Annotated in this window: 21 protein-coding genes; 16 read left to right on the top strand and 5 right to left on the bottom strand. The window is 53.9% G+C overall.

From position 1 onward, the window contains the following. The 6 genes from ruvX to ahcY all read left to right on the top strand — a co-directional run bounded on the left by ruvX (position 1) and on the right by ahcY (position 5,195). Positions 1-414, top strand: coding sequence for a Holliday junction resolvase RuvX (gene ruvX / locus OQ371_RS12395; RefSeq protein ID WP_265994083.1), 414 nt, complete (start codon positions 1-3; stop codon positions 412-414). After that, positions 414-986 (top strand): peptide deformylase, encoded by a 573-nt coding sequence (def, locus tag OQ371_RS12400; protein WP_265994084.1) that lies wholly within the window; start codon positions 414-416, stop codon positions 984-986. The genes ruvX and def (OQ371_RS12400) overlap by 1 nt, the downstream gene beginning before the upstream one ends. Before the next feature lie 11 nt (positions 987-997). Further along, a complete protein-coding gene (gene def / locus OQ371_RS12405) occupies positions 998-1,567 on the top strand; it encodes a peptide deformylase (protein WP_265994085.1) in 570 nt (189 codons plus the stop codon). Positions 1,568-1,639: 72 nt separating this feature from the next. Beyond that, positions 1,640-2,410: an amidohydrolase gene (locus OQ371_RS12410; RefSeq protein ID WP_265994303.1), complete on the top strand. Its 771-nt coding sequence runs from the start codon at positions 1,640-1,642 to the stop codon at positions 2,408-2,410. Positions 2,411-2,544: 134 nt separating this feature from the next. Next, positions 2,545-3,762, top strand: coding sequence for a pyridoxal phosphate-dependent aminotransferase (locus OQ371_RS12415; protein ID WP_265994086.1), 1,218 nt, complete (start codon positions 2,545-2,547; stop codon positions 3,760-3,762). 116 nt (positions 3,763-3,878) lie between these two features. After that, a complete protein-coding gene (gene ahcY, locus OQ371_RS12420) occupies positions 3,879-5,195 on the top strand; it encodes an adenosylhomocysteinase (RefSeq protein ID WP_265994087.1) in 1,317 nt (438 codons plus the stop codon). A 113-nt stretch (positions 5,196-5,308) separates the two neighbouring features. Here ahcY and OQ371_RS12425 read toward each other — a convergent pair whose 3' ends face one another. Next, the gene (locus OQ371_RS12425; protein WP_265994088.1) at positions 5,309-5,920 is read right to left on the bottom strand and encodes a DUF3267 domain-containing protein; all 612 of its coding nucleotides are present in this window, start codon (positions 5,918-5,920) and stop codon (positions 5,309-5,311) included. 159 nt (positions 5,921-6,079) lie between these two features. Here OQ371_RS12425 and OQ371_RS12430 point away from each other — a divergent pair, with 159 nt between their 5' ends. The 10 genes from OQ371_RS12430 (at position 6,080) to OQ371_RS12475 (ending at position 15,420) form a co-directional block, all read left to right on the top strand. Beyond that, complete coding sequence (locus OQ371_RS12430) at positions 6,080-7,747, top strand: M1 family metallopeptidase (protein WP_265994089.1); 1,668 nt, start codon at positions 6,080-6,082, stop codon at positions 7,745-7,747. 7 nt (positions 7,748-7,754) lie between these two features. Next, the gene (locus OQ371_RS12435; protein WP_265994090.1) at positions 7,755-8,516 is read left to right on the top strand and encodes a 5'-nucleotidase C-terminal domain-containing protein; all 762 of its coding nucleotides are present in this window, start codon (positions 7,755-7,757) and stop codon (positions 8,514-8,516) included. Next, positions 8,494-9,417, top strand: a complete 924-nt coding sequence (locus tag OQ371_RS12440) for a bifunctional metallophosphatase/5'-nucleotidase (protein ID WP_265994091.1) — start codon at positions 8,494-8,496, stop codon at positions 9,415-9,417. The genes OQ371_RS12435 and OQ371_RS12440 overlap by 23 nt, the downstream gene beginning before the upstream one ends. An 86-nt stretch (positions 9,418-9,503) precedes the next feature. After that, positions 9,504-10,835: an NAD(P)/FAD-dependent oxidoreductase gene (locus OQ371_RS12445; protein ID WP_265994092.1), complete on the top strand. Its 1,332-nt coding sequence runs from the start codon at positions 9,504-9,506 to the stop codon at positions 10,833-10,835. A gap of 115 nt (positions 10,836-10,950) precedes the next feature. Further along, positions 10,951-11,577: a sterol desaturase family protein gene (locus tag OQ371_RS12450; protein WP_265994093.1), complete on the top strand. Its 627-nt coding sequence runs from the start codon at positions 10,951-10,953 to the stop codon at positions 11,575-11,577. A 125-nt stretch (positions 11,578-11,702) separates the two neighbouring features. Further along, entirely contained in the window at positions 11,703-12,167 is a 465-nt protein-coding gene (locus OQ371_RS12455) for an NADH-quinone oxidoreductase subunit A (RefSeq protein WP_265994094.1), read from the top strand. 25 nt (positions 12,168-12,192) lie between these two features. Next, positions 12,193-12,738 (top strand): NADH-quinone oxidoreductase subunit NuoB, encoded by a 546-nt coding sequence (nuoB, locus tag OQ371_RS12460; RefSeq protein ID WP_265994095.1) that lies wholly within the window; start codon positions 12,193-12,195, stop codon positions 12,736-12,738. Between the two features lie 57 nt (positions 12,739-12,795). Further along, positions 12,796-13,143 carry a hypothetical protein gene (locus OQ371_RS12465; RefSeq protein WP_265994096.1) on the top strand — a complete coding sequence of 116 codons (348 nt, stop codon included), beginning with the start codon at positions 12,796-12,798 and terminating at the stop codon, positions 13,141-13,143. 8 nt (positions 13,144-13,151) lie between these two features. Next, the gene (locus tag OQ371_RS12470) at positions 13,152-13,649 is read left to right on the top strand and encodes an NADH-quinone oxidoreductase subunit C (protein ID WP_265994097.1); all 498 of its coding nucleotides are present in this window, start codon (positions 13,152-13,154) and stop codon (positions 13,647-13,649) included. Between the two features lie 85 nt (positions 13,650-13,734). Then, on the top strand, positions 13,735-15,420 hold the full coding sequence (locus tag OQ371_RS12475; RefSeq protein ID WP_265994098.1) for a TlpA family protein disulfide reductase: 1,686 nt from the start codon (positions 13,735-13,737) through the stop codon (positions 15,418-15,420). Positions 15,421-15,452: 32 nt separating this feature from the next. Here the strand turns inward: OQ371_RS12475 and OQ371_RS12480 are convergent, their stop codons facing one another. The 4 genes from OQ371_RS12480 to OQ371_RS12495 form a co-directional block, all read right to left on the bottom strand. Continuing rightward, a complete protein-coding gene (locus OQ371_RS12480; RefSeq protein ID WP_265994099.1) occupies positions 15,453-15,812 on the bottom strand; it encodes a hypothetical protein in 360 nt (119 codons plus the stop codon). Between the two features lie 130 nt (positions 15,813-15,942). Beyond that, complete coding sequence (locus OQ371_RS12485; protein WP_265994100.1) at positions 15,943-17,163, bottom strand: NADP-dependent isocitrate dehydrogenase; 1,221 nt, start codon at positions 17,161-17,163, stop codon at positions 15,943-15,945. A gap of 456 nt (positions 17,164-17,619) precedes the next feature. Beyond that, a complete protein-coding gene (gene kbl / locus OQ371_RS12490; RefSeq protein ID WP_265994101.1) occupies positions 17,620-18,828 on the bottom strand; it encodes a glycine C-acetyltransferase in 1,209 nt (402 codons plus the stop codon). 4 nt (positions 18,829-18,832) lie between these two features. Further along, the gene (locus OQ371_RS12495; RefSeq protein ID WP_265994102.1) at positions 18,833-19,795 is read right to left on the bottom strand and encodes an NAD-dependent epimerase/dehydratase family protein; all 963 of its coding nucleotides are present in this window, start codon (positions 19,793-19,795) and stop codon (positions 18,833-18,835) included. Between the last annotated feature and the right edge of the window lie 105 nt (positions 19,796-19,900).

Genomic DNA, 19,900 nt, shown 5'->3' on the forward strand with positions numbered 1-19,900 from the left:
TTGCCGAGACTACTGGCCATCGATTACGGAACAAAGCGCACCGGTTTGGCCGTTACGGATCCGTTACAGATTATTGCCACGGCGCTGGAAACGGTTCCGACGTTCCAGTTGCTGGAGTACCTGAAGCGGTATGTCGCGGGCGAACCCGTCGAAGCCTTCGTGGTGGGGATGCCCACCCGGATGGACGGCTCCGACACCGACAATACACCCCGCGTTAAAGCCTTTGTCGAGAAATTGAAGACGGCTTTTCCGGAGATTCCGGTGCACTGGCACGATGAACGGTTTACCTCGGCAATGGCGTTACAGGCGATGATCGCGGGCGGGACGAAAAAGAAAGACCGGCGCGAAAAAGGCAACATCGACAAAGTAAGCGCAGTGATTATTTTGCAATCTTTTATGGAATCCAGACGGTAATGATCTACCCAATTATAGCCTACGGTGACTCCGTTTTGCGGAAACGGGCGCAGGACATCGAGAAAGGAAGCATCGATGTAAAGAAATTAAGTGAAGACATGTTCGAGACGATGTACAACGCATCGGGCATCGGGCTGGCCGCTCCCCAGATTGGCAAGAGCATCCGGATGTTTGTGGTTGACGGCACGGCCCTGAACGAAGACGAGCCGGAAGAAGACAAAGATCCGAGTCTGGACGGTTTTAAAAAGGTGTTTGTCAACCCGCAGGTCCTGGAAGAAGACGGTGAAGAATGGGGCTTTGAAGAAGGGTGTCTGAGCATTCCGCAAATCCGGGGGGAAGTATTCCGGCCCGAAATCGTCAAAATTCAATACTTCGATACCGACTGGAACGAGCACGTCGAAGAATACGACGGCATGGCTGCCCGCATTATCCAGCACGAATACGACCACCTGGAAGGCAAACTCTTCACGGATTACCTGCCCCCGCTGAAACGCCAGCTGATCAAAAAGAAACTGTCTGACATCACCAAGGGAAACGTGAAAGCGGATTACCGGATGAAATTTCCGAAATAAACCCAGGGACGATGGTGTATCCGATTGTGGCCTACGGCGATCCGATTCTGCGAAAACGGGCCGAAGACATCGAAAAAGACGGCCTGGACGTCAGGAAGCTGAGCGCCGACATGCTGGAAACCCTGTTTGCCATTCCGGGCGCGGGGCTGGCCGCTCCGCAGATTGGGCAGCCCGTCCGGCTTTTCGTTGTTGACGCGCGGGCGCTGCGCGACGACGAGGAGGACGAAGAGGAAGCGCCCCAGGCGCCCGTCGGGAAAGTGTTTATCAACCCGCAATTGCTGGAAACCGACGAAGACGAAGGACTTTTCGAAGAAGGCTGCCTGAGTATGCCCGGCTTTACGGCCCGCATTTTCCGGCCGGTCAGCGTTAAAATCCGCTATTTCGATACGGATTGGAACGAACACATCGATGAATACGAAGACCGGGCCGCTTCCGTCATCCAGCACGAATACGACCACCTGGAAGGCAAACTCTTCACGGATTATTTGCCCCCGCTGAAACGCCAGTTGCTGAAGAAAAAGCTGAGCGATATTGTGAAGGGAAATGTACGAGTAAGTTACAAAATGAAGTTTTCAACGTAAAAGGAGAAGAGACGGCATCCGTTGCCCGTCGTCCCGGTTTTTTTCGTTCTGTCTGCTTCCGTTTTTCCCATGCTGCACCTGACCCTCATCCAAACCGAACTTTACTGGGAAAATCCGACGGCCAACCGCGCGATGCTGGAAGAGAAAATCTTCGCCCTGCCCGAACCGACCGATCTGATTGTTCTGCCGGAAATGTTTACAACGGGGTTCACGATGAACGCCCGCCCGCTGGCCGAACCGATGAACCTGACCACATTCCGCTGGCTCAAACAGATGGCGGCCCAAACCGGTGCGGTGGTGACGGGCAGCTACATTGTGCAGGAAAAAGGCCAGTATTTCAACCGGTTGATCTGGATGCAGCCCGACGGCAACTTCGATGCGTACGACAAACGACATTTGTTCCGGATGGCGGGCGAGGAGCTTACCTATACCGGCGGCTCGAAACGCATCGTAAAATCCTGGAAAGGCTGGAACATCTGCCCACTCATCTGTTACGACCTCCGCTTTCCGGTCTGGAGCCGCAACAATCATCTGGACTACGACCTTCTGCTCTACGTTGCCAACTGGCCCGCGCCCCGCAGCCTGGCTTGGAACACCCTGCTACAAGCCCGTGCCATCGAAAATCTGTCGTACGTAGCGGGGGTCAACCGCGTAGGCGAAGACGGCAACGGCCACCCGTATGCGGGCGATTCGTCCCTGATCGATCCAAAAGGGGAGGTGCTTTTCCGGCAGAACCAGCACGAAGCGGTTTACCAGACGACCCTGTTGCTGGACGAACTACGGGCCTACCGCGAACGGTTTCCCGCTGACCGCGACGCCGATGAATTTCAATTAATTGGCTGAAAAACGGCCTTATTTACTCAATTTTCCTGCTATCGGTATAAAAATTCAAATTATACGCACTTATCGTTAGATAGTTAGTAATTTTGCAGTTGGGTTATAGATCCCGGTTCTTGAATTAATCACCTCATACTCTCATGTCTGCATCGGTAGAAACTGCCAGTTTATTGGCAGACCGCATTATCGCGCTGGAGGAGTCGTCTACCCTGGCGATGACCAAAAAAGCCCGCGAACTGGCCGCTCAAGGCCATAAAGTAATCAGTCTCAGCGTCGGCGAGCCTGATTTCAAGACGCCGAAACACATTTGCGAAGCCGCCAAGCAAGCCATTGACGAAGGGTACCACGGTTATTCGCCCGTAGCAGGTTATGCCGATCTGCGGAAAGCCATTGCAGATAAGTTTAAACGGGAGAACAACATCGACTGGAAACCGGAGAACATCGTGGTTTCGACGGGGGCCAAACACTCGCTGGCGAACGTCATTCAGGTGCTGGTCAACCCCGGCGACGAGGTGATCATTCTGGCTCCGTACTGGGTGAGTTACTCTGAAATGGTGAAGTTGGCCGAAGGCAAGTCAGTTGTTCTCGACGGTGCGTTTGAAAACGATTTCAAAGTAACGGCCGAGCAACTGGAAGCCGCCATCACCGACCGGACGAAAATCGTCATGTACGCATCGCCCAACAACCCGACGGGCTCGGTGTACAGCGAAGAAGAACTGCGCGCCATCGGTGCCGTTATTGCGCGGCACGAAAACGTGTTTGTGCTGGCCGACGAAATTTACGAACACATCAACTTTACAACCAGCGGCCACTTCAGCATCGGGTCGATTCCGGAGATTAAAGACCGCGTTATTACCGTTAACGGGGTTGCCAAAGGGTTTGCCATGACCGGCTGGCGGATTGGTTATATCGGTGCGGCCAAGTGGATTGCCGACGGTGTTGAGAAATTGCAGGGCCAGGTAACGTCCGGCACCAACTCCATCGCGCAGCGGGCCACCATTGCCGCCCTGAACGGCCCGACCGAACCCACAAAGGAAATGGCGCAGGCTTACGAGCGTCGCCGGGATCTGGTGGTTAAACTGTTGAAAGAAATCCCCGGCTTCAAAGTAAACGTTCCGGAAGGCGCTTTCTACGCGTTCCCGGATGTCAGCTATTATTACGGCAAATCAGACGGGACAACCACCATTAAAGATTCGGATGATTTTGCCGCCTGGTTGCTCAATACCGCCTACGTTGCGACGGTGGCTGGTTCGGGATTCGGTGCGCCCTACGGGTTGCGGATTTCGACGGCGGCCTCGGATGAGTCACTGACCGAAGCCGTTCAGCGGATCAAGGATGCCGTGGCTACTTTAAAGTAATTGGTGAAGAAAAACGGTAGACAAGAGAGAAAAGACCGAACGAGTCAAAATCGTCTTTATTCTCTTGTCTACCTTCTTTTCGCTTACACATGATCAAGCATTAATTTACACTTCTTATGTCTACAGAAACATCAACGTACGTTCCTTACAAAGTTAAAGACATTGCGCTGGCCGACTGGGGCCGCAAAGAAATCCGGTTGGCCGAAGCCGAAATGCCGGGTCTGATGTCGCTCCGCAAAGAGTTCGGACCGTCAAAACCGCTGGCGGGCTCCCGCATCGCCGGTTGTCTGCACATGACGATCCAAACCGCCGTTCTGATTGAAACGCTGGTGGAGCTCGGTGCTGAAGTAACTTGGTCGTCGTGCAACATCTTCTCCACGCAGGACCATGCCGCTGCCGCCATTGCAGCCGCCGGTATTTCGGTGTACGCGTGGAAAGGTATGAACGAAGAGGAATTTAACTGGTGTATCGAACAAACGTTGTTTTTTGGGGAAGAACGCAAACCGTTGAACATGATCCTGGACGACGGTGGTGACCTGACCAACATGGTTTTTGACCTCTATCCGGAACTGATTTCGGGCATCAAAGGCTTGTCGGAAGAAACTACGACGGGGGTGCACCGCCTGTACGAGCGCATGAAAAATGGTACGCTCCACCTGCCGGCCATCAATGTAAACGACTCGGTAACGAAATCGAAATTTGACAACAAATACGGCTGCCGCGAATCGCTGGTGGACGCCATCCGTCGCGGTACGGACCTGATGCTGGCCGGCAAAGTGGCCGTTGTAGCGGGTTACGGTGACGTGGGTAAAGGTTCGGCCGAATCGCTGCGGGGCGCGGGTTGCCGCGTGCTGGTAACGGAAATCGACCCGATCTGTGCGTTGCAGGCTGCGATGGACGGTTACGAAGTGGTGACGATGGACGAAGCCGCTACGCGCGCCAACATCTTCGTAACGGCCACGGGTAACATCAACATCGTGAAAGACCGTCACTTCAAGGCGATGAAAGATAAAGCCGTGGTGTGTAACATCGGTCACTTCGACAACGAAATCGATATGGCGTGGCTGAACAAAAATTACGGTTCAAGCAAAAGCCAGATCAAACCGCAGGTTGACCTGTACGAAATCGACGGCAAGGAAATCATCGTGCTGGCCGAAGGCCGTCTGGTGAACCTGGGCGTAGCAATGGGCCACCCGTCGTTCGTGATGTCGTGCTCGTTCTCGAACCAGACGCTGGCACAGCTGGAGCTGTGGAACAACTCGGACAAATACGAAAACAAGGTATACATTCTGCCGAAACACCTGGACGAAAAAGTTGCCGCGCTGCACCTGGCCCACGTCGGTGCACAGTTGGAAAAACTGGATCAGGATCAGGCGGAATACATCGGCGTAACCGTCGAAGGTCCGTTTAAATCAGAGCTGTACCGGTATTGATCAGTTAAGAGTTAAGAATGTAGAGTGGTGAGTTACTGCCGCGTGTTAACTCTTCATTCTTAACTTATCATTCATAATTCTCAGAGCGCGGTCTCGGAAACGGGGCCGCGCTCTTATCGTTTTTCGTAGAAATACGACGTTTGCTCGGTTAGATCGTCGTAGGTAAACATCGTCCGGTGGCGGTTTTTCCAGGCATACTGAACCAGTACGTAGTCTCCGATGCAGAGAAGCGTGTGCAGCAGTACGATGGTTCCCCACAAGACGGCCAGCGACGGCCAGTAGAACCAGGCCACGACCAACCCCGCGGTGATGATCAGAAACGGCATCGCAGCTACCAGGGCATTTTCGTTCAGCGTCATAACAAACCGCTGCGCGTAGGCGTAAATAATCAGACCTTTGATCGAATAGCCAAAACCGACATCGGGTGCTTTCAGGGATTTAAACGCCAGTGCGTGAATGGCTTCGTGAACCGGCATCAGGACCAACAAACCGGCGAGGGCCAGCGGAAACTGGGACCACGGAATTGAAATGACCTTTTTAGCCAGCAGCACGCCCACCAGACCGCCGATCGCACCCAGCCCGATGAACAGCAGGAACTGCCTGCCCGTCAAACGGGCAACCTGCTTTCGGGGCGACGCAGCAATGCCGAGTTCGCGCAGGATAAACGGGTTCATCTCGTCAATATGGAACGATTCGACAAGGGTAAATCGCCCTGATTTTTGCATTTCGGTAATACTCGGTTTGGTCATAAAGAAGAAAAGCCGCGTCGGTTTGCCCGCTTTAAAGATACAACGCACTCTCACTTTTCGGCAATTGTCCGAACGGCCGGTGCTGGTTGGCGGGGGATAATTGCTTATTATTGTAGAGATTTTGGACGTGCATTCATGAAACAGTGGTTTGTGGCCGTAACGGCATTTTTTTCTTCGCTTTCCTTATTGGCTCAACAGCCCCAGCAATCTCCCGAACCCGAACATTTTACCCGCCAGGACTCCCTGCGTGGTTCGCTTCGCCCCGAGCGGACGTGTTACAATGTCGGTTTCTACGAACTGAATTTAACCATTGATCCGGCCAATAAGTCCATCGCAGGGAGCAACACCATTCATTACCGAGTGCGGGAGCCGTTTAAGCGCATGCAAATCGACCTGTTTGAAAACCTGACCATCGAGTCGATCACGCAGGGGGGCGAGCCGCTGCGTTACGTCCGCGAAGGCAATGCCGTTTTTGTGACCATGAAGGAGCGGCAGGAGCAGGGTAATGTTGAAGCAATCAAAGTTTCGTACCACGGAAAGCCCCGCGAAGCCGTGAATCCGCCCTGGGACGGTGGGTTTTCCTGGAAGAAAGACAGTACCGGCAAAGACTGGGTGGGCGTGTCGTGCCAGGGGCTGGGGGCCAGTTCGTGGTGGCCCTGCAAGGATCACCTGTCTGACGAGCCCGATTCCATGCGGATGACGTTCCGGGTGCCCCGGGGCCTGAAAGCCATTTCCAACGGGCGGTTTTTGAGGCAGCAGGAGGTTGGCAACAACCAAACCGAATTTACCTGGGAGGTGTCGTACCGCATTAATACATACAATGTCACCGTCAACCTGGGCGATTTTGTGATGATCCGGGATCAATACCGCAGCCGCGAATACCAATACCTTACCTTGAATTATTACGTACTGCGCTACAACGGCGAAAAAGCCGTCAAGCACTTCGAACAGGTGATCGGTATGCTGGATTGCTACGAATGGTACTTCGGGCATTTTCCGTTCTGGCGCGACGGGTTTAACGTGGTGGAAACGCCGTATCTGGGCATGGAGCACCAGAGCGCCATTGGGTACGGCAACAACTACAAAAACAACTCCTTCGGCTTCGACCCGATCCTGATTCACGAAAGCGCGCACGAATATTTTGGCAACAGCCTGACCTGTACCGACCCAGCGGAGATGTGGATCCACGAGGCATTTGCGACCTACATGGAATCCATTTACGTTGAAAACACGGATGGCTACCCGTCGATGATCAGATACCTGATGTCGCAAAAACCGCTGATCAAAAACCAATACCCGATGATTGGCCCCCGGGGAGTCAACTACCAGCACAAGGATACCGATATTTACTACAAAGGGGCCTGGTTGTTGCACACGCTGCGCTGCGTCGTCGACGACGACAACATCTGGTTTATGGCCCTGCGTAAAGTGGCGCTCGAGCGGAGACATTCGTCGGTGACGACCAAGCAGATCATCGACATTCTGTGCCGGGAAACCAACGTGGACCTGCGGCTAATCTTTAATCAATTTTTGAACCATGCCGCCCCGCCCGTGCTTGAATACCGTGTAACGGAAAAAGGTGATTACATCGAATTGCAACACCGGTGGATCGCCGAAACGTACGGGTTTAACATGCCCCTGAAATACCGGTTTGCCTACGGTCCGTGGCATACGTTGTACCCGACGCGGGAATGGCAAACAACGCTCATCCGCCGGTCGAACGGGTGGTTGAACTTTGCGTACGAATTGCAGTATTTTGGCACCAAACACATGGATCTTAGTAACTTAAAACAACAGGAATAAGGTCGTCATGCGCTTCCCAAAAACGATTTTTATCCCGGTTCTGGCGCTGCTGCTGGCGGCCTGTCAGTCGGGATACCACCTGACGAACCAGGCTTACAGCCGCATTCAGGTGGATTCGCTGGCGGCTCCGGCAGACAGCGGTATGGCCCGATTTCTGCACCCCTACAGCCAGCAGCTCGGTCAGACCATGAACGAGGTGCTGGTTACGTCGGCGGTACCGCTCAACAAAGCCAAGCCGGAATCGGCCCTGAACAACATGCTCGCGGATGCCATCCTGCAATACGGTCAGCAGAAGCTGGGCCAACCCGTTGACTGCTCGCACCTGAACTACGGCGGCATCCGGATCAGCCTGCCGCAAGGCCCCATCCGGATCGGTAACATTTACGAAGTGATGCCGTTCGACAACCAGCTAACCCTGCTGACGCTGAAAGGCTCGATGCTTCGCGAATTTTTCGAATATTTCATCGGCAATCAGGCGGAAGAAAACGCGCTGATTGTGGGCGGGGCTCGGGTTACGATCAAGAACAACCTCCTGACCGCCATTGAGTTCACGAACGGCCGAACGTTTGACCCCAACCAGAATTACACGGTTTTGGTGAGTGATTACATCGCCAACCGGGGCGGTGGAACGGCTTTTCTCAAAGATGCCGTTCGTCGGCAGGACTTCGCCGTCACCATTCGGGATGTTTTCATTGATTATTTTCGACAACTCGGCAAATCCGGCCAACCCATAACTCCCACGATCGATGGACGCATCTCAATCCAGTAGACGCCAGTTTCTGAAAACATTCGGTACAGCCGCCGTGGTGGGCAGCTTGGCGCCGGAGGTTTGGGCCAAACCGAGAACCACGAACCTGACCATTCTGCACACCAACGACGTACACAGCCGACTGGAACCGTTTCCGATGGACGGCAGTCGCAACGCCGGGCGGGGCGGGATTGTACGGCGGGCCACGCTGATCGAGCAAATCCGGAAAGAACAACCGAATGTGTTGCTGTTCGACGCGGGCGATATTTTCCAGGGAACGCCGTATTTCAATCTGTACAAGGGGGAGCCGGAAATTCTGGCCATGAACCGGATGCACTACGACGCCGGAACCATCGGCAATCACGATTTCGACGGCGGCATGGACAACATGGTGACGCAGTTTGGAAAAGCCGCGTTTCCGTTTCTGATTGCCAACTACGACTTCAAAAATACCGCCATGAACGGCCGAACGGAGCCGTACCGGGTTTTCAGAAAAGACGGTTTGAAGATTGGGGTTTTCGGGTTGGGCATTCAACCGGAAGGCTTGATCACGAAAGAGCTGTACCGGGAAACCCGCTATCTGGACCCCGTCGAAACGGCCAATGCGGTGGCGGCTACCTTACGGAATGCAAAGAAATGTGATTACGTAATCTGCCTGTCGCACCTGGGTTATCAGTACAGCGACAAAACCATCTCCGACCGGGTGCTGGCGTCCAGAAGCCGCAACATCGATCTGATCATTGGGGGCCATACACACACGTTTCTGGACGCGCCCGTCAACGTGCTCAATCAGGACGGTCTGCCGGTTTTGATTAACCAGGTCGGGTTTGCGGGCATTTACCTGGGGCGCATTGATTTGACGTTCGAGCGGGGCAAAGCGAAGATGGCTACCAACGGAAAGGCCGTTGACGTGAAATCCTGAGCCGAAAACGAACGTTTACGTTAGTCGTTTGAAACCTTACCGAATCGATTCGAGTTATCCAGACATATCGTTTAACTCGAATAATCATGAACCCGAATATTCCACGTACTGATCGAAAGCGTGTAGTGATTGTGGGGGCAGGGTTCGGAGGGTTGCGGCTGGCCCGCAAACTCTCAAGCCGGAAAGAGTTTCAGGTCGTTCTGATCAATAAAAATAACTTCCACGAATTTCAGCCACTCTATTACCAGGTGGCCACTTCCGGTCTGGAAGCCAGTTCCATTCTTTTTCCACTGCGGGCGGTTTTTCAAAACTGCAAAAACGTACACATCCGGGTTACAACCGTTACGATGGTGCATCCGGATACCAAAACCATCGACACGGGTCTTGGTCCGATTGAGTACGACTACCTGGTGGTTGCCATCGGCGCCGACACGAATTTCTTCGGACAGCAAAACATCATCGAGCGGGCGTTGCCCATGAAGTCGGTTTCGGAGGCCATTACGCTTCGGAATCGGATGTTGCAGAATTTCGAAGATGCCCTTTCCGTCGATAGTGTGGACGAAAAAGAAGGTTTTTTGAACGTCGTCGTAGTGGGAGGAGGCCCAACGGGTGTCGAATTGTGCGGAACGTTTGCCGAAATGCGCAAAACCGTCCTGCCGAGCGACTATCCTGAACTGGATTTCCGGATGATGAAGATCTACCTGGTTGAATCCGGTGCGGAATTGCTGGGGCCGATGTCGCAGGAGTCGCAGGTTAAATCGCTGCAATACCTGGAAAAACTCGGCGTCATCGTACGACTCAAAACGCGGGTTACGGATTTCGACGGACGCATCGTGTACATGAACGACGGTACTACCATCCGGACCAACAACCTGGTTTGGGCGGCTGGCGTCCGGGCCAACGCCCTCAACGGCCTACCGGCGGAAGCGCTTGGGCGGGGCGGACGGCTGATGGTCAACCGGTTTAGCCAGGTGCAGGGTTTCACGGATATCTTCGCCATCGGTGACATTGCGTTGATGACGGAGGAGAAATACCCCGACGGCCACCCGCAGATTGCCCAACCGGCCATCCAGCAGGGCAAACACCTGGCCGAAAACCTGATTCGTTCGCTGAAAGGTAAACCGATGGAGGAATTCAACTACAAAGACCTCGGCACAATGGCGACGATTGGGCGCGGAAAAGCCGTGGTCGATTTACCGTTCTGGAGTTTTCAGGGTGTTTTTGCCTGGATGGTGTGGCTGTTTGTGCACCTGATGGCGATTGTCGGCGTGAAAAACCGGCTCCTGATTTTAGTCAACTGGGCCTGGAATTACCTGAGCGACGACCAGTCCTTGCGGCTGATCATCAAGCCAAAACTGCCGAAAGGTAATCTGGAAGCCATCAAGCAGAAGGTCGACGATCAGTTGGTGACAAAATAGATATTAGTCAACAAATTTGACTATCTCTCGAATTGGAGTATAAATTTGCGCTGAATATACACACCCATCGCCACCGCGTCCCCTAGCGTTAGGCAGATTTTAACTGTTTATGAACATGGAACCAACAATAACCAAAAACAAAGTAAGACCCAAAAATAATGGTACCAAACCGTTGTTCGAGAACCCGATTCTGGAACGCCTGTCGCGGACCCATATTTCTGTTCCCATTACAATCTATTTGGTAACTTCTACCTTTTTCTGCTGGTACGCGTTTGCCTACACCGACATGTCAGCCGCCTGGATTGGCTTCCTGTTTCTTGCGGGCATAACGGTGTTCACGCTGGTTGAGTACGCTGTTCACCGGGGCGTTTTCCACATGGAAACTAATACGCCAGCGAAAGCCAAAATTCAGTACACGTTCCACGGCATTCACCACGAATACCCGAAAGACAAAACGCGGCTGGCAATGCCCCCGGCTGCGGCTATCTTTGTCGGAGCGGCTTTGTTCGCCGTTATGTTTTTGCTGCTGGGTGAAGCGTCATACGCCTTTTTCCCCGGTTTCCTGGTCGGTTATTCCGGTTATTTGTTCGTGCATTTTATCGTACACGCCTACGCACCGCCCAAAAACATTTTTAAGTGGCTCTGGATTAACCACTCGGTTCACCACTACAAGGATCACGACAAAAACTACGGGGTTTCTTCTCCCGTCTGGGATTACGTTTTCGGAACGTACATGAAATAAATCGGAACCGGAGCGATCCGGCGCCGGGTTTACGCGGATTAAAAGATTAACTATGACTACTTTTGTCCTGTTGATCTTTTGATCCGCGTAATTTTGTTTTTAGACCGTTCCCTTCCGTCGTCCCTATGCTTTCCGATTTTGGCATCATATTACTGTTCATCATTACCGGCCTGGCGTTCGTTGGGCTGATTTTGTTTGTGGGGGGGCTGCTGCGGCCCAACCGCCCAAACATCGAAAAACTAACGACGTACGAGTCCGGTGAGGAACCCGTTGGCAACGCTAATGTCCAGTTCAACATTCGATTTTACGTGGTTGCTATCATCTTTGTTTTATTCGATGTCGAACTGGTTTTTCTGTTTCCGTGGGCAACGGTTTTTGGTCAAAAAACGTTGATTGAAGAGACGGATGGCCTCTGGGGCTGGCTGGCGCTGACGGAAATGGTTGTTTTTGTGGCCTTACTGGCCCTCGGACTGGCGTATGCCTGGGTAAAAGGGTTTCTGGACTGGGTAAAACCGGAACCGAAGATACCGGAAGTAAAAACCAGCGTACCGGCCTCCCTGTACGAAAAAGTAAATCAGAAATATAAATAGAGCCTTTTAGGCCGGAAAATAAACAATGAGTGGTCTACTTGATCAACGATTTAAATCTGGTGAGGGGGGCGTTTTGCTGACCACCGCCGAAGACTTGCTGAACTGGGCGCGGCTGTCGTCGCTGTGGCCGATGGGCTTCGGGTTGGCCTGCTGCGCCATCGAAATGATGCAGACCTTTGCCTCGGGATATGATCTGGAGCGGTTCGGAATTTTTCCGCGCCCTTCCCCCCGGCAGTCGGATGTAATGATTGTATCCGGAACGGTAACGTTTAAGATGGCGGACCGCATCCGGCGCTTGTACGAACAGATGCCGGAACCCCGGTATGTGATTTCGATGGGTTCGTGTTCCAACTGCGGAGGGCCGTACTGGCAGCACGGCTACCACGTGGTCAAGGGGGTCGACCGGATTATTCCCGTTGATGTGTACGTGCCGGGCTGCCCCCCGCGTCCCGAAGCCCTGATTGGTGGGTTTCTGAAACTTCAGGAAAAAATCCGGAATGCCCGGCTGACGGAAGAACCCGCGCCGACGGCGTTGCTGGCGATGGAAGCAGAAGAACCCGCAAAAGTTTGAGCGACAATCCAACCCATCGAAAAGCAGAAGGGTCATAGAAAATAAAAGAAAATTGCTATGAAAACGACACTGCTGATTTTGTCGACGGTATTCTGCCTGGCGATGTGCCGGGAGTCCGACGATCCGACCGGTCCTGAACTTCGGAACGACGTAATGGTGTATGAAAACGGCCTGGCCTACGACGGGTGTGAAACCCACGTGGCGCTGAACTGGAACGATCCGAAAAAAGTGGTTCGCTACGCTCCCGATGCGGAGTCGGTTGCGCTGCTCGAAAGCTTTCTGGGCAACGAAGCGCAGAAGCAGGGCAATATTATCTACAAATTCACGGATCGGAAGAAAACCGTTCAATGCGGCTGGGGATCTAAATTTGAAGCCGACGAGATCACGGTTGTCTCGATTCGTTAACTTACGGAATGACTTTTTCTGAAATCACCGATCTGCTGATGGCCCAATTTGGCCCCGAAATTATTCAGCAGACCAATACTAACAATCCGCAACCGTTCCTCGTTGTGCAGACGTCCGCCCTTGCTGAGATGGGCCAGTTTCTGCACAACGACGAACGGCTGTTTTTTGATTTTCTGGCCTGCATGACCGGCATCGACAACGGCCCGCAGGCCAATACCATGGAGGTGGTCTACAACCTGACCTCCATACCGTATGAACACAATCTGACGCTGAAGGTCGTGGTGCCGCGCAACGCAGAAGGCGAACCACTGCCTGCCGTGCCCACAGTTAACCACATTTGGCGGACCGCCGACTGGCACGAGCGGGAAATCTACGATTTGGTGGGAATCCGGTTCGACGGGCATCCGGATTTGCGCCGGATTCTGCTGCCAACCGACTGGCAGGGGCATCCGCTGCGAAAAGATTACCAGGATATGGAAACTTACCACGGGGTGAAGGTGAAATAGCCCGTGCACTCGGTATCGTTTGGTAGTATGCAGCAGGCAGTTTAACTTGTCTTCATTTCTGAATTGACCAGATGACTTTGCCTCCATGCCAACGTTACGCCATATCCGATTTGCGGTTTCCACTTCGCTGTTAACCCTGCTTTTTGCTTTTTCGTCAGCCAGCTACGCGCAGTCCAAGACTGATTCGATAACGGTGAAAGGGCGAATTAAAAACCTGACGATTCAACTGTATCGTCAAAGCCCTAACGTTACCATTGCGCGCAATAATATTCTACAGGCCAGCCGCGAAATGGCCCGCCCGGCTCCGCTCCAACCCGACGGTTCGTTTCAGGTGACGCTGCCGCTGGTGTATCCCTACGAAGAATTATATTTCAATTTTGGCCAGATTTCAACGGCTTTCTTGGCTTCGGCTGGTACCGTTGAAATTGCGGTGGACGCGGATTCCCTGTTTTTGTCCGAAGCGCCTTTCCGATTTAGCGGTACTAATGCTCAGGTAAACAACCAGTTGACGCGCTACAAAGCCTTTGAATTTAAGAACAGACCCAAGATTGATAACCGTCAGCTCTCGCGTCGGGTGGCCGGTCGGTCGGCGGAAGACAGCCGCAAAATTCTGACCAACGAGTTTATGACCACCTACGAAAAGTACCGTCAGACGAACGAGGTGCTGCCGCTGCTGGATCAATACATCAACTCGGTAATCCGCTACGAAGTTGCGGCTTTTCTGTACGACAAGGCCCTGGCCGAACAGGACAGCCGGCTGGAAACAACCGTATCCGTTAGCAGCCTGCGCCCCGCCGACGATCGGTTTCTGACGGTTCAGCGGACCACGGCGATGGAACGGTTTGCCGAATACGCCGGAGCCCGCGTCCCGGACTTATCACTGACGAGTTCAGGGCGGAGTATTCCCATCAGCACCTTTGCCGGTCTGGTCGACCGTTATGTGACGGATTTGTCCGAAACCGAGCGGTCCCGAATCCGGGAACTGAAAACCGCCAAAACGGGGCAAAACCGCGATATAACGATGCTGCAACGGATTATGCAGCGAAATGACGAGAAACTATCCAAACTGCTGACCTACGAAACCACGATGGCTCAGTACCGAAAAGTGGTCGACAGTACGGGTTTGGAATACATGAAAGCGCATTTTCTGGCTATGAACATGGCAACCATCGAGTTGAAAAACCAGGAGTTGCTCTATCAGCACATCAGACCGCAGGTAGCCGATCCGTATTACCGGCTTTCGCTGGAGGAATTGTATCGGCTGGAGGTCAAAGACAGCGCGACGGTGCGGGAAGTCGCGGGGAAATTTACGGATCGGCAGCTTGATGAACCCGTTGAGGTGTTGTCGGGCGTAACCCTGCTGCGGTCCAGTCTGTACGGGAAAGAGTTTATTCAGCAATTGCAAAAACAGGCGCAGGGCCGCCTGATTTACGTGTTGGCCTGGTCGACAGACGTGGAGCCCTCACGCCAGGAAGTGCTGGCGTCCCAGGCCATTCAGGAGCAGCTCTCCGGTCGGGACATTCTGTTTGCGTACGTATGCAGCAACGAAACCTCGATGAACCATTGGCGGGAGTGGGTAGCCAAAAACAAACCAAAGGGCCTGCACGTCTACGTGGATCAGGACCAGCTCCTCAATTTGATGGGCACCCTGCGTTCCGAGTCGATTCCGGCCGCCGGGTTGCTGGGCCGCGACGGCAAGATCATCAAGCGGGATGCCCCGCTGCCCTCCCGACCCGATGAGGTGCTAAAACTCATTCGGGAAAAAATATAGGCGATGGGCGGCTCTTTCGTTCTGTTAAGCCGTCAGCGAACAATTCGCAGCTTTTGCAATTTGACGGGAATACCCGCCAGCCGGACGGTTGGCGGAGGCATAAACTCGTCGGCATCGAAAACAACTCTTGTCCCGGTTTTCCGGGCCTGCTCGGGCAGGTTGCAGGCGAAATAGCGCGTAGTTTCGTCCGCCCGAATATAAACCCAGCTGCTGGTTTGCGATTGATCCGCTTCGTTCACGACGATGCCCGACACTTCGTGCAGGTCTGTCGCTTTTTTCCATCCCGTGTAAGAGCGACAGTCGGCGCTGACCGGAACCTCCTGTTCCGAGGGCGTTTTCTGGCAGGTGGCCATTAATAGGGGCAGACTCAATACTAGCAGTAGCGTCTTCATGACGATAACGGTTTTAGGAATAAGACGCTCGAAAACGGGAAAAGGTTGGAGCCGTGCCAACACTGTTTTCAAGAAAAGACCCGCACAGTTTTAGCTGTGCGGGTCCGAAATAAAATAGGAAACGCGAAAATTAACCCAGTTTCACTTTCAGATTCTGATCCAGTGCTTCCAGGAAGTCTTCGGTGTTGAGGTAATGCTCACCGGCCGTCAGTTTGGTGCCTGCGGGGAACGCCGACAACGCCAGATCCTTCGTCATTTTGCCGCTCTCCACCGTTTCGATACAAACGGCTTCCAGCGCTTCGCAGAAGTCGATCAGGGGTTGGTTGCCGTCCAGTTTACCCCGGAACGCCAGACCGCGTGTCCAGGCAAAGATTGAGGCAATCGGGTTGGTAGAAGTCGGGTTGCCTTTCTGGTGCTCGCGGTAGTGGCGCGTTACCGTACCGTGGGCCGCTTCGGCTTCCATCGTTTTGCCGTCGGGCGTCACCAGTACAGATGTCATCAAACCGAGTGAACCAAAGCCCTGCGCAACGGTGTCCGACTGAACGTCACCGTCGTAGTTTTTACACGCCCAGACAAAGTTACCTTCCCATTTCAGGGCCGAGGCTACCATGTCGTCGATCAGGCGGTGTTCGTAGTGAACGCCTTTCGCCTTGAACTCGTTTTCGTAAATCTCCTGGAAAATATCCTTGAAACGACCGTCGTATTTCTTCAGGATCGTGTTTTTGGTCGAAAGGTACAGCGGCCAGCCTTTTTGCAGCGCCATGTTGAAACAAGCCTGCGCGAATCCGCGGATCGACTCGTCAACGTTGTACATACCCATAGCCACACCCGCACCTTTGAACTGGTAGACTTCAAATTCCTGAACGGTTCCGTCTTCGCCTTCGAACTTCATCGTCAGCTTCCCTTTGCCGGGTACAACGAAATCCGTGGCGCGGTACTGGTCACCAAACGCGTGACGACCTACGATGATCGGGGCCGACCAGTTGGTTACCAGGCGCGGAACGTTGTTGATAACAATCGGCTCGCGGAAAACCGTACCGTCCAGAATGTTCCGGATGGTACCGTTCGGCGATTTCCACATTTGTTTCAGATTGAATTCTTTAACGCGGTCTTCGTCGGGGGTAATGGTAGCGCACTTGATTCCAACACCGTATTCTTTGATGGCGTTGGCTGCGTCGATGGTCACCTGGTCATTGGTTTCGTCGCGGTATTCGACGCCCAGGTCGTAATATTTAATGTCAACGTCGATGTAAGGGAGGATCAGCTTGTCTTTGATAAACTTCCAGATAATGCGGGTCATTTCGTCGCCATCCAGTTCGACCACCGGATTAGCTACTTTAATTTTCTCCATTTGTTAGATGTCAATCAGTGAAACGATACAGGAAATCAGCCGCAAAGGTAACAATTCTGGCCGTAACGGGAAATGAAAGTTAACAAACCGGTCCGTGGGTGGATGGGGCCTCAAACCGTATATTTAAATAGGCTCCGGGCTGATTGTCAAATAAAATTGGGCTGGTTCTGTGGAAAACTTTACAAAAATTATTTTGTGCTGCTGGCAATTCCCGCTTTGCTGCGGGCTTTACCAAAACACTAAAGTTGCCTGATCGGCTGGACTGGCTCCGTCGGCACTGATCTCCAGATAACCCCGTACGTGGGGCGGGGCCACCAAGGACGCGCTAGATAAAGGACACCCCCACCCTGGCGATGGCACGTCAGCCTCGCTGGGGTGGGGGTGTTACTGGACACCTGTGCTAATGCCCCGGGTGCAGCCCGGAGTTATCCAGAGTCAAGCCTTACAGGCTTAGCTTTAGAGGGCTGTGGTGACGGCGGGGGAGATGACGCCTAACTCACGGCCGATTTTGGTGAAGGCGGCAACGGCTTTTTCGAGGTGTTCCGGCTCGTGACCCGCCGAAATCTGCACCCGAATCCGGGCCTTGCCCTTTGGCACCACCGGGTAAAAGAAGCCGATGACGTAAATGCCTTCTTCCAGCAGCCGGGTCGCAAACTCCTGGGCCAGCGGGGCGTCGTACAGCATGATGGGCACAATTGGGTGCTCGCCGGGCAGAATGTCGAAACCGGCGGCCGTCATGGCTTCCCGGAAATACCGCGTGTTGGCTTCCAGCTTGTCACGCAGTTCGGTGGAGGATTCCAGAATTTCCAGCACTTTCAGCGACGCGCCGACAATCGCCGGAGCCAGCGTATTCGAGAACAGGTACGGCCGGGAGCGCTGGCGCAGCAACTCCACAATCTCCTTCCGGGCCGCCGTAAAGCCGCCCGACGCCCCACCGAGCGCCTTGCCGTAGGTGCCGGTAATGATATCAATCCGACCGAACACGTTCCGGTATTCCGGCGTTCCGCGGCCGGTTTTACCCAGAAAACCGCTGGCGTGGCATTCGTCCACCATCACCATCGCACCGTACTGGTCGGCCAGATCGCAGATTTTGTCGAGCTGGGCAATGGTGCCGTCCATTGAAAAAGCGCCGTCGGTTACGATCAGTTTCCGGCGACTGCCCGCTGCCGCCTGCAACTGGGCTTCCAGATCGGCCATGTCGTTGTGTTTGTACCGGAACCGCTTGGCTTTGCACAACCGAATGCCGTCAATGATCGACGCGTGGTTCAGTTCATCCGAAATAATGGCGTCTTCCTCGTTCAGCAGCGGTTCGAAAACCCCGCCGTTGGCGTCGAACGCGGCTGCGTACAGGATGCAGTCTTCGGCCCCGACAAACTCGGCGGTTTTGCGTTCGAGTTCTTTATGAATATCCTGGGTACCGCAGATGAACCGCACCGACGACATCCCGAAACCGTGGGTGTCGAGCGTTTCGTGCGCGGCTTTAATCACGGCTGGATGCGACGACAAACCGAGGTAGTTGTTGGCGCAGAAGTTCAGGACTTCCCGGCCACCGTGAACGGCAATCACCGACGATTGGGGAGAAACAATAATCCGTTCGGATTTATACAAACCGGCTTCCCGGATAGAATCGAGTTCCTGCTGAAGATCTTTTTGAATACCGTACATACCGTTAAAAAGTTGGAATGGAAGGTTGATAAACGTTCGTAAGCTGGGTAATCATTTCCTGCGTCATGCGGGGCAGGTCGTAGGCCGGTTGCCAGCCCCAGTCGTGCCGGGCCACCGTGTCGTCGATGGTTTTGGGCCACGAATCGGCAATGTCCTGTCGGAAGTCCGGCGCGTAGCGGGTCGTGAAATCCGGGAAATACGCTTGAATCGAAGCCGTCAGTTCGGCCGGGGTGAAGCTCATGCCCGCCAGGTTGTAGGAGGTTCGCACGCTGATCCGGTTTTCGGGCGCTTCCATCAATTCGAGGGTGGCCCGTAGCGCGTCGTCCATGTACATCATCGGCAGCAGGGTGTCGTCGGCCAGAAAACACTCGAACGGCTGCCCCTGAACGGCCGCGTGATAAATGGCGACGGCGTAGTCAGTGGTGCCGCCCCCCGGCATGGACTGGTAGCTGATCAGTCCCGGATAGCGCAGTGAGCGCACATCCAGCCCGTAGCGCTTGTGGTAATAGAGCGACCAGTTTTCGGCGGCCACCTTACTGATGCCGTAAACCGTAGCCGGGTCGAGCGAAGCCGTTTGCGGGGTTTCAAACTTGGGGGCGTGTTCGCCGAAAGCCGCAATCGAACTCGGGACAAACAGCTTCCGGACCTGGTGGATGCGGGCCACTTCCAGCACGTTGAGCAGCGTCTGCATGTTCAGGTTCCAGGCACCGAGCGGGTCGGTTTCGCCCTTGGCCGACAGCACGGCCGCCAGGTGATAAATCTGGGTTACCCGGTACCGCTGCACCAGCTCGGCCAGCGCATCGGCTTTCGTGGCATCCAGTAACTCAAAAATTCCAGCCTTCTGAGCGGGCTGACGCAGGTCTGCGCCAATCACCGAATCGGGCCCGTAAAGGGCCTGAAGCCGGGGGAGAAGTGCTGTTCCGATCTGGCCGTTGGCCCCGATCACCAAAATGGTTTCGCGCTTCATTTTTTAGCCGGTTGAAGTGTAAGCTTAACAACGCTGAGGTAGAGTTGTCTTGTGGTGCAAAGTTACTTATGCCGACTATTTTTGGATAATTATAGAATAAATCCG

The sequence above is a fragment of the Larkinella insperata genome (genome assembly GCF_026248825.1).
Classification (GTDB): domain Bacteria; phylum Bacteroidota; class Bacteroidia; order Cytophagales; family Spirosomataceae; genus Larkinella; species Larkinella insperata.